At 43.3% G+C, this 11,815-nt stretch carries 11 protein-coding genes; 4 read left to right on the top strand and 7 right to left on the bottom strand.

Annotated features, from left to right (window positions below; translation table 11 throughout):
- The coding region (locus tag BLR88_RS12390) for a transposase (protein ID WP_091260792.1) at nt 1-232 on the bottom strand (232 nt) is incomplete at its 3' end.
- Nucleotides 233-281: 49 nt separating this feature from the next.
- On the opposite strand from BLR88_RS12390, the gene BLR88_RS19060 reads away from it, so the two are divergent.
- Together BLR88_RS19060 and BLR88_RS12385 are read left to right on the top strand one after the other, a co-directional pair.
- Nucleotides 282-560: a hypothetical protein gene (locus BLR88_RS19060; protein ID WP_139184971.1), complete on the top strand. Its 279-nt coding sequence runs from the start codon at nt 282-284 to the stop codon at nt 558-560.
- Nucleotides 561-649: 89 nt separating this feature from the next.
- On the top strand, nt 650-1,237 hold the full coding sequence (locus BLR88_RS12385; protein WP_057897357.1) for a hypothetical protein: 588 nt from the start codon (nt 650-652) through the stop codon (nt 1,235-1,237).
- A 930-nt stretch (nt 1,238-2,167) separates the two neighbouring features.
- Here BLR88_RS12385 and argS read toward each other — a convergent pair.
- The 4 genes from argS to speE all read right to left on the bottom strand — a co-directional run bounded on the left by argS (nt 2,168) and on the right by speE (nt 6,482).
- A complete protein-coding gene (gene argS, locus BLR88_RS12380) occupies nt 2,168-3,838 on the bottom strand; it encodes an arginine--tRNA ligase (protein ID WP_057897354.1) in 1,671 nt (556 codons plus the stop codon).
- 184 nt (nt 3,839-4,022) lie between these two features.
- Complete coding sequence (locus tag BLR88_RS12375) at nt 4,023-4,460, bottom strand: YwiB family protein (RefSeq protein ID WP_139184970.1); 438 nt, start codon at nt 4,458-4,460, stop codon at nt 4,023-4,025.
- A gap of 311 nt (nt 4,461-4,771) precedes the next feature.
- A complete protein-coding gene (gene speB / locus BLR88_RS12370; RefSeq protein WP_057897352.1) occupies nt 4,772-5,638 on the bottom strand; it encodes an agmatinase in 867 nt (288 codons plus the stop codon).
- A 13-nt stretch (nt 5,639-5,651) separates the two neighbouring features.
- Nucleotides 5,652-6,482 (bottom strand): polyamine aminopropyltransferase, encoded by an 831-nt coding sequence (gene speE / locus BLR88_RS12365; protein ID WP_057897351.1) that lies wholly within the window; start codon nt 6,480-6,482, stop codon nt 5,652-5,654.
- A 380-nt stretch (nt 6,483-6,862) separates the two neighbouring features.
- On the opposite strand from speE, the gene BLR88_RS12360 reads away from it, so the two are divergent.
- Nucleotides 6,863-7,687 (top strand): hypothetical protein, encoded by an 825-nt coding sequence (locus tag BLR88_RS12360; protein ID WP_057897350.1) that lies wholly within the window; start codon nt 6,863-6,865, stop codon nt 7,685-7,687.
- Between the two features lie 113 nt (nt 7,688-7,800).
- Entirely contained in the window at nt 7,801-9,825 is a 2,025-nt protein-coding gene (locus BLR88_RS12355) for a transglycosylase domain-containing protein (RefSeq protein ID WP_057897349.1), read from the top strand.
- Nucleotides 9,826-9,997: 172 nt separating this feature from the next.
- Here the strand turns inward: BLR88_RS12355 and BLR88_RS12350 are convergent, their stop codons facing one another.
- On the bottom strand, nt 9,998-10,495 hold the full coding sequence (locus tag BLR88_RS12350) for a YwhD family protein (protein WP_057897348.1): 498 nt from the start codon (nt 10,493-10,495) through the stop codon (nt 9,998-10,000).
- Nucleotides 10,496-10,514: 19 nt separating this feature from the next.
- Nucleotides 10,515-11,813, bottom strand: coding sequence for an HD domain-containing protein (locus BLR88_RS12345; RefSeq protein WP_057897347.1), 1,299 nt, complete (start codon nt 11,811-11,813; stop codon nt 10,515-10,517).
- Nucleotides 11,814-11,815 lie beyond the last annotated feature (2 nt).

The raw sequence follows: 11,815 nt of genomic DNA, 5'->3' as shown, positions 1-11,815 counted from the left end.
CAAGTAACCGTTTAAGTTGTTCGTTTTCTTTCACAACTTCTTCGGCATCAAGGACCGGAACCATAGAGAAATCAATTTCTCCATGTTTTCCGCTCTCGAACTCTCGCTTCCAGCGCCCCACCATGTTAGCAGATAACTCATAACGGCGGGCAACGGCTGCTAAATTACCGGTCTCTTTCGCTTCTTTCACCACTTGTTTTTTGAAATCAATCGAATACTTTCTTCTTGTCATTGATGTCTTCCCCCTCTGTCACTATAAGTGTAATCAAAATACACCCTTAGTGTCCAACTTCTCTAGAGGGCTAAAGAGAGATGGACTGATTAAAAAATATGATAGTTTAGATTTTATTGGTTCATACAGAAATAAATCAGAAGATAATTATACAGTCTTTGCTCTTGCGTATAAGGGAAAACAAATTTTCCGTTTGGATGCAAAATATTTGAATCACCCAACAGATGGTAAATCAATCTGGTTCCATTATCATATTGCACCGAATATGAGCACGCATAACGATCTTGGTAAAGTTTCTATTCCTTCCTTTCCAGGATGGCCTTTTTAAATCAATAATATAGGAAAAATGGTAGAATCATAGTATAAGTGCTATGATTCTATTTTCGGTTTACATGGAGAGGAGGCATATCAAAAATTATGAATAATGAACACCAACCCATTTTTTACTATCCTAGTCACTTTACAAATTTTCAGGATCAACAAGTACTTACTATTGATTTTGGGTATAAGCAAGGTAACCTAGTATCGGATGAAAAAACTATAAATAAACTAGTAACTATTATGGAAAGGATTTTTAATGAAAACAGCTATATTTTTGTAATTTCTTGCCTAGATAAGGATATGGTTACAATACGTGAGGATTTATCTCATTTTGACTTGCTGAACCACGTAAATTCTATTGAACCTTATGGTCATATTCATACTCTTCAATATAGGATTCCTAAAGAAAGACTCTGGGAATTTCTTCAATATACTTGGAAAGGAGAATATGAGTACGATATTTGGTTATACTCACCAAAAGAAGAAGTATCCTTTGATTTAGCAAAGTTCTATCCCACGAATCAATCTTGTTTATCAGAAACAATTATATTATTAAAAAAGCTCGATTATATACTAGTTAGGGATATGGATGGTTTATACGTTCATATATTATTTTCTAAAGATAAGAAGGATTCCTTTATTTCTAGAATTTCCGATTTACATAGTATAACCAATGAGTATTAGTATTATATTTTGATTCGAATGTTCACCTTGATAAATAGGTACTACAACTTTTACTCATGTATTTATTGTAGTCAAAAAAACTTTCTCGCGACGAGTGTTAAAAACCGACACTTCCGACACTTTTTACTTGTCTAGATTACAGCATGATAAACTAAGGACAACCGAATAAATCAAATAGCCGCTTCCCTTTGGATGCGGCTTTTTTATTGGGAGGGAAAATGCGTTGATAAATGCAGTCGGGATGCAGACGCATAAACAAGAAAGGAATGATTGCCATGAAGTAGTAAGAGGTCAATATATTGTGTTTACACGGTGTTGGAGTACCTAAACAAAAATTCCTGTTCTGCTTTCAAATGTTTAGTATGTGACTTGATACATTTGCATAAAGCGCAACCGAGATACGTGTAAAAGGGGTAGAGGTAGCATTCGTCCATTTTGGGGCCATGCGTGAAAAAGAAATAGCACCAGCAAAACGCAGATTTACCACGTTAAGGCCGACAGAAGCTACTAACGAGGACTAGCGTGGTAAATTAGCGTTTTACTAAGGAGATGGCCCCAAAATCAATAGATGCTACTTCTACCCCTAAAAATAGGTCATAACCTTGCTTTTATTGGAAATAATCCTGCGGACTAGAGCAGCTTCCTTTTTACACTTTACTCGTTTGTGGAAACGAAACCTTTTGCCGGCTGAAGTGAGAATAAGTATTTTTGAATTTTTATGCATAGAACAAAGAAATAATCCAGCGTATATCGAAAGGAAATGATTAGTTAATCAACGCTTGTGACATATGCTTTCCTATACCAAAATAAAAACAGGTAGAACGATAAAGTCCTCACTCCTTCCATTTGTTACATCATTTTGCGGTAAAAGCGTTACCTCTTTGTAGAAGAAATGCAGACAAATGTTTCTACCTGTTTTTCTGGAATAACTTACATTCTTTCCGGTGCGGAGACACCGATTAAGCGCAGGGCATTGACGAGCGTAATTTTTACTGCTTTCATCAGCGCGAGACGCGCGTGCGTTAGTCCTTCATCGTCTGTAATCACGCGTTCCGCGTTGTAGAAACTGTGCAACAGAGACGCCAAATCATGCGCATAGCGCACAACACGATGCGGTGCAAGCATTTCTGCGGCTCCGGCCACTTCTTCCGGAAATTCGCCCAAATGCTTCAGCAAATCAATCTCTTTCTCGCCGGTCATGCGGTTAAAGTCAGCTTTTGTCGTATCGAGCGTAATTCCCTGCTCATCCGCCTGGCGGAAAATGCTGCAAATGCGAGCGTGAGCATACTGTACATAGAATACTGGGTTTTCGTTCGATTTTGATACGGCCAAATCCATATCAAAATCGAGGTGAGCATCCTGGCTACGCATCGTAAAGAAATACCGGGTCGCGTCCGTTCCTACTTCTTCCATCAAGTCGCGCATTGTGACTGCTTTACCAGTACGCTTAGACATCTTTACTTTTTCGCCGCCCTGATAGAGACTTACCATTTGGTTGATCAATACGACAAGCCGCTCCGGATCGTAACCCAAGCACTGCATGGCTGCTTTCATCCGTGGAATATAACCGTGGTGGTCAGCACCCCAAATATTAATCAGCTGATCAAAACCGCGCTGGAACTTATTTTCGTGGTATGCAATGTCCGGCGTCAAATATGTGTACGTGCCGTCCTGCTTAATAAGCACGCGATCTTTGTCATCACCAAACGCAGTTGAACGCAACCAGACCGCCCCGTCTTTTTCGTATACGTATCCCTTTTCACGAAGCATCTCCACGATCTTTTCGACTGCACCGCTCTCATACAGTGAAGTCTCACTGAACCATTCATCGAATTTCACACGAAAATCAGCAAGGTCTTTTTTAATCTTTTCCAATTCTTTGTCGCGGCCCCAGTTGCGGAAAAACGCAAAGCGCTCTTCCGGGGACATTCTGGCATATTTGTCGCCGTCCTTTTCCGCAAGCTCTTTCCCAAATTCAATAATATCCTGACCGTAATAGCCGTCTTCCGGCATTTCCGCATCCATGCCAAGCGCTTGGAAGTAACGCGCCTCAAGCGAACGCGCTAAATTAGCAATCTGGTTGCCAGCATCATTAATGTAATATTCGCGCGACACATTGTAACCCGCCATCTCAAGCACATTGCATAGCGCATCGCCAAACGCCGCGCCACGGGCGTGTCCCAGATGCAGGCTGCCGGTCGGATTCGCGCTCACAAACTCGACCTGCACTTTCTTGCCTTTACCGGCATTCGTGCGGCCATAATTGTCTCCTGCTTCAATAATCTGGCCAATCACGCCGGTCAAATAGCTATTATCCATAAAGAAATTAATAAAGCCTGGCCCCGCAATTTCAATTCTGGAAATGCTGGCCGCCTGTTTATCGAACTGCGCTACGATTTCTTCCGCAATCTGGCGCGGGTTTCTCCGCGCAATGCGCGTCAGTTGCATCGCCACATTGGTCGCGTAGTCGCCGTGCTGCTTGTCTTTCGGCAATTCCAAAACAAAATCTGGAATTTTCTCCGCTTCTGCAATGCCGGCTGCAACAACCGCTTGCTTAATCTGATCAATGATTTTATTTTTCGTTTGCTCAACTATACTCACAATAATCCTCCTTAGATATACGTGTAACTTATTGCTTAAACACAATTTTGCAAGTTGATAACATAATCACTCTTTTTAGGAACACGATTATGAGGCTTGGAATGAGCCTTCGAGGAGGGCAGGACGGCAGACCATCCGATGACGAGAAACTCAGCCAATTTATTGGCGAACAGTTCACAATTTATCATATACGCATAAGGCGACAGCTTATCCTATAACGCCCGACTTTTTGCTCATTTAAATACAAATCATATGTCCAGACAACAGCGGATAAATCCCCTTCTTCGTCATAACATACTTGCATTTCTTTCGTTGCTGTATCCATCCACATCATACCCCCAGGGCCGGCATACGAACCGCTCGTTCTTATTCCGGGGCGGTAAGAATGACGCATGGTAACCAGCCCGTTGCGAATGACCATGATTTCGTCTTCTTTCACTTTAAGCGTAGTATACGTCTGCCCATCTTCTTCCTGCTCAACATATTTTATGTACCAGGCCCCATTCACAAAATACAATTGACCTGAATAGACGAATTGAGACATATCGGGCGGCGACATGTTCATAGAAAAAGCGCTCGTAAGTTCAATTTTGATCTCCTGTACAGGGGCCACATGTATCACCTGATATCCATCGTTACTTATCACCTTATTCTACGACGTTTCATCGAACAAAACAAATGAGAAAAATTCCTGACCTATCTGTAAGAATAATGCCCAAGTCAATCGACAAATTATCGAAAATACTGATTCTTATCATATCTATTTTTTATATTTTATCATAAGAAAAATGCGCGAGCATTGTCTGTTCGTCCTTTTTCCGCCGCTAATCATGGAGAGAAAGTAAAGCGACATTAGCAACATTATGCTTTCCTATACCTAAAAAGATGCGGCCAGCAATTTGACCGCATCTTTTTTATTTATGTTTAAATTTCTTACTTCACCATTGTCAAAATCACTTCGCGAATCATTTTGGAAGCCAAAATCTGCGTTCTTTCGGACTGGTCAAGCACCGGCGCGACTTCTACAAGGTCAAAGCCGACCACATTCAGTTGCGACAACAAATAAATCGATTCAATCGCCTCCGCAGCCGTGATACCGCCTGGCTCGGCTGTACCCGTTCCTGGAGCGTAGGCCGGGTCAATCGCATCAATGTCGTATGTTACGTACACTGGACGGTCTTTCAACTCTTCGAGGCATTCTTTCAGCGGTTCAATCACTTTGAACTTATACAGATGCAGATGCTTTTTGGCAAACTCAAACTCTTCTTTCAAACCGGAACGAATTCCGAACTGGTATACGTTTTCCGGTTTTACATAGTCGAGCGCGCGGCGAATAACCGCCGAGTGAGATAGCGCCTCCCCTTCCATTTCTTCACGCAAGTCTGTGTGCGCATCAATGTGGATAAGGACAAGGTCAGGGTACTTCTCAGCCATCACTTTAATCGGTGCAAGGCTTACAAGATGTTCACCGCCAAGGCCGATCGGAAACTTGCCATCCGCTACAACCTTGCGTACATATTCTTCAATCACCTGAAGGCTGCGCTGTGCGCTGCCGAACGGAAGCGGAATATCGCCGGCGTCAAAATACGCTACTTCGCCAAGTTCACGATCCGCATATGGACTGTAATCCTCCAAATTAATCGACACTTCGCGGATGCGGGTCGGACCGAAACGGGAACCTGGACGGAAACTGGTCGTCCAGTCCATCGGCATACCATAGATAACCGCCCTAGCATCTTCATATGTACTCTGGGCTTCAAAAAACGCATGTCCACTGTAAGACGGGTTAAAGAAATGCACAAGAATCCCCCCCTTACTTCACTAGATCTTCCACAAACTTCGGCAGCACAAATGCCGCATGGTGGAGGCGAGGTGTATAGTATTTCGTTTCACGTTCCGGAATACTGTTTATATCCACCGCTTCCGGATCATATTTTTTGGAACCGATCTGGAAAATCCATATGCCGCTCGGGTACGTTGGAATATTCGCATGGTACGCTTTCGTAATCGGGAAAATTTCTTTAATATCTTTGTTTACTTTACGAATTAAATCCGCCTTGAACCACGGGTTGTCTGTCTGCGCGACAAACATGCCATCTTCTTTCAACGCCTCGTAAATACCTTGATAGAAACCGCGCTCGAACAACGGAACAGCGGGCCCTACTGGCTCCGTGGAATCAACCATAATGACATCATACATGTTTTTGCTTTTAACAATATGCATGAAGCCATCGTCCACTTTCACTTCAACGCGCGGATTATCAAGTTCGCCCGCGATTTCAGGCAGGTATTTTTTGGAATACTCAATCACTTTGCCATCAATTTCAACAAGTGTCGCTTTCTTTACTTTCTCATGCTTCATGATTTCGCGGATAACGCCCCCATCACCGCCGCCGACTACAAGCACGTTTTCCGGATTCGGGTGCGTGTTCAAAACCGGATGCGCCATCATTTCATGGTATACGAATTCGTCTTTTTGCGATGTCATTACCATGCCGTCAAGAAACAACATGTTGCCAAATTCGGGGGTTTCCACCATGTCAAGTTTTTGAAATTCAGTTTGCTCTGTATGTAAAGTTTTGTTAACTTTTATTGTAATACCAAAGTTTTCCGTTTGCTTTTCCGTAAACCATAAGCCACCCATCTTCGCCTAATCTCCTTTCACGTTTCATTGCGCTTTGTTACGCAAAGAACTTCATTTTCTCGACCTGTGTTCACGACAATACTTTACTTTAAAACAAGTAAATTATATAGGACTCATCTCAAAAATCAAGCATCCATTTTTTTAGTATTCCCTATCCCTTTTCATTATTTCAGGCGAATCAACATTAAAAACGACCATATTTTTTCTTTATTTTACCAGTATACCATTCATTTTGATAGAATAGTTAAAAAAAACAATATAAATTGATAACCTGCTTGATTTTATAGAAGCTCAATTATTTTTGCTTTTAAGCGCAACTTTAAATAAAATAAAAACGTTCATAAAATATGGAGATTAAGGAATAAAAAGGAGAGGATATTGTGTCTAATTTGATTGCATCTACATCAAATTATACAATGGTTGCTTTACTATTAGCCATTGTAAGTTTAATCGCAGCCGGAACTGCCATCTCTATAGCAAGCCGTGCATTTAAAAGGGGAGTATCTTTGCTTGAAAAGTATAATGAAGTTGTCAACAAGCAAAGTGAATTAGCTTCTCAACAAAGTGATATGCTTAGCAAGCAAGAAGATTTAGCCGAACGCCAAAGCGATTTAACTACAAAGCATAATGAACTAGTCTCTCGTCAAAACGAACTAGAGGCCAAACAAAGCGAATTCGCTACTCGCCAAAACGATATAATCGCCCGACAAAATGACTTGGCTTCCAAGCAAAATGAAGTAATCAGCTTACAAAATGATTTGGTTGTCCGACAAAATGAACTGGTAGGAAAGTATAATGACTTAATGTCTAAGCAAAATAGCTTTGCTTTAGAACAATATAATTTAATTGAAGGACAAACAGAGCTATTAATCAGACAACATATATCCTCAAGCAAAAAAGCAATCGAAGATTTTCTAAACGAGATATCCAAAACCGAGGCAAGCTTAGAGCAAAAAGAAAAGCAAAATGAGATTTTGGTATCACTTATCGAAAATAGCATTAGCGCATATGAAGAAGCCTGCGCCAAATACCTTGAGAACAAAGTGAATAAAGAAAGATTTAAGAAAATGTATAAATTCGAAATTCTTAGTCTGGTAGAAAAAGAAGAATTCAAACAGTATTTCGAGGAAGGAAAATATAAATCCCTATTGCAAGTCTATAATGAATGGCAAGGAAGAGCAGCGGCAATAGGATTTTTATCTTAAGAATTTTGCGTCCAACATTCCGTTTTCCTGTCTTTTTGCGTAACGTATAGATTTTACTAGATTTCCCTATACTGATACTGCAAGATAGTAGAAGGCATAGGGAGGTCTTCACAGTGGAAATTAAACAGGAAGATCAGCTTATCCGCTGGCTAAAAATTGTCGGAAAAACAACGAAATACTTTTTTATCGCTCTCATCGTTCTCGCGGCTTTATTCGCGTTGTTTATTCTTTATTTGCGTTCCCAGCCTTTGCCCGAAACAACCATCAATGAAACGACAACCATTTACGGAACGGATCACTCGGTCATCGCTACGCTCTATAAAGGCGAAAACCGCGTTTTCCTGCCCCTTTCACAAATTCCGAAATACGTGCAGCAGGCTTCCGTTGCGATTGAAGACCGGAAGTTCTACGAGCATCCCGGCTTCGATATTAAACGAATTGCGGGTGCCGCATTAACAGATTTGCGCCATATGAATAAACGCGAAGGTGCCAGCACGATCACCATGCAGCTCGCTCGTAACCTCTATCTTAGTCTTGACAAGACATGGACACGGAAATTTAAAGAGGCGATCTTGACCATTCAATTAGAGCTGAATTATACGAAACCGCAGCTTCTGGAAATGTACCTGAACCAAATTTATTACGGCCACGCTGCGTATGGTATTCAGGCGGCGGCAAAAACATACTTTGGCAAAAACGCAAGCGAATTGACGCTCGCGGAAGCAAGCATGCTGGCTGGATTACCGAAAGGCCCGCGTTTCTACTCACCGTTCCGCGACATGAAAGCGGCTAAGAGCAGGCAACGTATCGTTCTGCAAGCAATGGTAAGCGAAGGCTACATCACTCAACAACAAGCGGACGCCGCATTAGCCGAACCGCTGAAACTGGCCTCGCCGGAAAGCATAAAAGGACAAACGATCGCACCGTATTTTCGCGATTATGTTGTAAAACAGGCAAAAGAAAAATATGGGATTGACGAAGAGCTTATCGAACACGGCGGACTGAAAATCTATACAACGCTCGACCCGGTTATGCAACAGAAAGCGGAATCGGCAGTGCACAAGTATCTACCAAAAGATCGCCCGTTGCAGGCCGCACTTGTGGCCATTGAACCACAGACCGGCTATATTCGGGCTATGGTCGGAGGTCGCGATTATAAGGAAAGCCAGTTCAACAGGGCGCTTGCCCGCCGCCAACCTGGTTCATCCATGAAACCGGCGCTGTATATGGCTGCGCTGGAAAACGGTTTTACACCGCTAACAAAAATCAAAAGCGAGCCGACCGTATTTACGTTCGGCAACGACGAAACCTATATTCCGAGAAACTTCGGTGAGCAGTATGCCCATGATTACATTACGATGGGCGAGGCAATCGCCCGCTCGGACAACATTTACGCCGTTCAAACCCATCTGGCAATTGGACCGGATAAAATGGTAACAATGGCAAAACGATTGGGTATCGACTCGCCGCTTAAGCCACTTCCTTCGCTGGCGCTCGGCAGCTATCCGGTTACGCCCCTAGAGATGACCCGTATGTTCGCAACCATTGCCAACCAGGGGCAAAAAATTGAGCCACTCGCTATTGTCAAAATTCTGGATCGGGAAGGCAAGCTACTGGTCGAAGCCCACCCCCAGGTTCAGCAAGTCGTTAGCCGGGAAAATGCGTTTATCCTTACACATATGCTGGAAAAAATATTTGCGCCCGGCGGCACGGCCCATCGGGTCAGCCCGCTGTTACACCGGCCAGTAGCCGGGAAAACCGGAACAACCGACTACGACGCATGGCTGGGAGGATTTACGCCACAGCTGGCTGCCAGTGTCTGGGTTGGCTATGATGATAACCGTCGCATTGATAATTTCGCTGACGGGCGACAGGCCGCTCCAATATGGGCCGACTTCATGGAACAAGCACTTACCGGGAAACCGGCTGCTGTCTTCCCCGTCCCACCTGGAGTCGTGCCAGCATATATCGACACTGCCAGCGGCAAGCTGGCAGGCAAAGATTCAAGAAACCCGGAATTAATGTACTTTATTCCGGGCACAGAGCCAAAAGAATACTATGAAGCACCTAAACAGGAAAAATACGAGGAACCAAAGAAAGAAAAGTCGTTCTGGGATAAGCTGAAGTTCTGGAATTAGCAAAGAGCGGGCAGTGTGCCCGCTCTCAAACTGAAGGGTGTCCCTCACTTTTGGGACACCCTTTGTGCGTCTTAGTAAAAGATGTATATAATAAACCTAGCCTTACTAAACCAATCAATAAAAAAATTCACACCATGTTCATTCTTAAAACAAGCTTAAAAACGATCGTAAATTACGCGAGTTTTTCCTTTAGCTCATCCGGCGAATTCTTCCACATATTTTCATTATGCGTCATCAGCAATTCACGCAGATTTTTCTTTTCTTTTTCATTCATACCATCTAAGATGTAGCGACGTTTCATCGCGTAGTCCATCTTATTTACATGATCGGCAAGAATTTTCCAGCCGCGGCGCGCTTCTTTGTCGATCAACATTTCGCAGGCAGTTACGCCCGCATAGTATGGACCATTGTCACCAATGTCCACCGCAACCCACACAAGCCAGTATCGTTTGCCGTTCGGAACGTCTTCTTTGTTGATGGAAAATTTCACGCCCTTTTCCACTGCACTCTTGGCATGTAAAGCACCAAGGTCAATCACAGCAGATTCTTCATCCACAATAATAGAAGACACGTTACTCAAATCAATCATGCCCGCGCCATAGCCACCGTGTACCTGGTTTTTGTTGCTAATGATATTGAACCCGCCCTGTTTGCCTTTAAAAATATCCATAATACAACCCTCCTTATATTTACTGAACACGCAACCGCCGTTTGATCTCGCGAACAACATGCGGCTTACGCGTGCCATCCTCCAGAAAATCAAGCGGATAATAAAGCTTGTGATCATACCGTCGCTTGCCGGAAATCGACTCCACAATGACAGAGCATTTCGAAAGCTCTTCTAAGCCGCCGTCCGGCATCAGTAAATAGATCGGCATCTTGTCTCCATCTTCACCGCTTCGATAAACATCATACGGTAAATCGGAGGGAGAATCCACTCCGAGATAGTATGTCGGGTCAATGCCAATCTCTCGAAACAACTCATCAATCTCCTGTTTCCATTCCACGCTTCCGACCCGCTCGCCGTATTCTGCATACTTAAAGAGACGGCGGTTCATAAACCGCTGCGACAAATCACGCAAAATATCATCCTTTTCCTTACACCATTCGCTCATATAAAACATAACCGTCGGTTCATCCAAGTCCAAATACTGTTCTAATGTAATATCTTGCTCGAACAGTGGAATAAAGTGTACAGGCTCCCACCGGAACTTATACCCTCTCCAATACAGATCGCGGGCCCGTTCAAAGATCTTGCGGAGAACGACCTCCGCGCTGCGCGTCACCCGGTGAAAATATACCTGCCAGTACATCTGATAACGCGCTACAATATAGTCTTCAACCGCGTGCATTCCCGTATGTTTCACGACCACTTTGTTTTCATACGGCCGCAGCACACGCAGAATACGTTCCATATCGAAAAATCCGTAGTTCGTGCCTGTGTAGTATGTATCCCGCAGTAAATAATCCATCCGGTCAGCATCAATCTGGCTGGAAATCAGGCTTATAATTAATGGATTTTCATATGTTTTTCCAATAATGGCCGCTACTTTGTGCGGAAAGTCCGGGGAAACTTTCCGCAAAATGCGATTCACCTGCGTATCCCCAACCAAAATACGCCGCGTCCATTCTTCATGGTCTGTGTGAAATACTTTTTCAAACGAATGTGAGAACGGGCCGTGACCGATATCGTGCATCAGCGCTGCGCTTAGGCAAAGCAGGCGTTCCTCTTCAAGAAAAGCAAAGGAAATCCGCTGCTCAAACTGCTCCAAAATGCGTCGCATAATTTCATATACGCCGAGACTATGATTAAAACGGCTATGTTCCGCGCCGTGGAACGTTACATAAGAAGTGCCAAGCTGACGAATCCGACGCAGGCGCTGAAATTCAGTCGCGCCTATCAAATCCCAGATTAACTTATCCCGTACATGTACATAACGGTGAACAGGATCTTTAAATACTTTCTCTTCATGTAAACGTCCCACCATAT

The sequence above is a fragment of the Aneurinibacillus thermoaerophilus genome, from assembly GCF_900099925.1.
In the GTDB taxonomy this organism is placed as follows: Bacteria; Bacillota; Bacilli; order Aneurinibacillales; family Aneurinibacillaceae; genus Aneurinibacillus; species Aneurinibacillus thermoaerophilus.
The sequence above is the reverse complement of the archived record's forward strand: the minus strand, read 5'-3'. Positions and strand labels throughout refer to the sequence as shown.